The organism is Micromonospora sp. NPDC005324 (genome assembly GCF_040607155.1).
GTDB lineage: Bacteria > Actinomycetota > Actinomycetes > Mycobacteriales > Micromonosporaceae > Micromonospora > Micromonospora trifolii.
On record NZ_JBEXGE010000124.1, the window covers coordinates 1 to 1,368 of the forward strand.

The window sequence follows — 1,368 nt, forward strand, 5'->3', positions numbered from 1 at the left end:
GAGAAATCCTTGACGTCACCGGTCTGCCACACCCAATCGGCGAACAGATTCCCTTCCTTGACATACAACTGACCACCCTTCACCACACCCACCCGCTCTACAACGCTGGCGGTGGCACAATTGTTGCTGGTGTGTCGGTTGGTGGTGCCGTCGTACTTCATCGCAACGCTGTCGACGATGATCGGAACCTGTACACCGTCGGCCATCTGTTCGTAATGGAGGTGCGGCCCGGATGAGTTGCCAGTCGATCCAACTCGCCCAACCTGCTGGCCACGCTCGACCGTATGCCCCACCGAGACGGACATCGCGTTCAGGTGAGCGACCCGGGAACGCCATCCAGATCCGTGGTCGATGATCACCTCGTTGCCGTATCCGCCGTTAGGGCCCGCCGAGACTACAGTTCCCGCGGCCGATGCGAGAGCCGGTGTGTCCAGGTCAGCGGAGCCAGCAAGGTTGAAATCAATCGCGTTCGGCACCTCGCCGGAGTGGTGGAAGTAGTCACGCTGCTGCCCGCAGGGCCAAGGAGCGCGAAAGTCCGGTCGAGCACCAGCGGAGGTAGCCGCAGGCACGATGGGTCCGGCACTCACAGCCGCAGCCGAGAGAGCCGTCCCGGCAAGCAGTGCGGTCGCCATGCCTGCGACCAGACCGATACGGCGCCCGCCGGACCGGTCCTTCTTCAGGGTTTTCATTCTCATCTCTCTGATTGAGCCGTCAGTGACGAAGACAGACGATGTTCTGCTCCGACACCGGAAGACTGCCACCGCTGTAGTACCTGAGGGCACGCTTGAAATCGTCGCAGCGCTCGATATCTTCGGTAGTCGAGGCCTTATATCCGATGTACCGAGAGATCAGGCCCATGTCATAGTTGTCGGCGGCGGCGTTGGAACCTGCTCGGGAGACGGTCCAGTACCAGCGTGCGATGGGAGCGCTCCAGGCGATCGACGCAGCAGCATCGGGGTTGGCGAGGAAGTTCTGACCTAAGAAGCTGCCTGCCGGACCATAGTTGAAGTCGCCAGTGAGCTGGACGAAACCTCGGCCGCGATACGGCGAGGGGTTACTGACCTCAACAGCGTTGTACCGCCATCCACTCTCGTGCCGCAGCGTGGCCAGGAAGGCCGCCTTTCGAGCGGGGGTCGTAATTCCGCCGATTGCCATCTGCTCGTTGAGCGACGGAAGGCCATCCGCGACAACTGCCGCGTTGGGGATCGTTCCCCAGATGCTCTGCAGATCCTGCATCGTCACCGACGATCCCGGCACCGTCGAGGCCGCAGCAAGTTCGAGTTCGGTGACGCTGTCGGTCTGGGCCACCCAACCAGCGTTCAGCGGCCCCTCCTTGACATTCACCGTGCCATTGGTGTGCAACACACC

General features: G+C 61.9%; 2 protein-coding genes. Both read right to left on the reverse strand.

What is annotated here, in order from left to right:
* The coding region (locus tag ABZS40_RS36690) for a M23 family metallopeptidase (protein WP_354949339.1) at positions 1 to 689 on the reverse strand (689 nt) is incomplete at its 3' end.
* Between the two features lie 22 nt (positions 690 to 711).
* Positions 712 to 1,368 (reverse strand): glycoside hydrolase family 19 protein (locus ABZS40_RS36695; protein WP_354949341.1); only part of this gene is annotated, 657 nt, incomplete at its 5' end.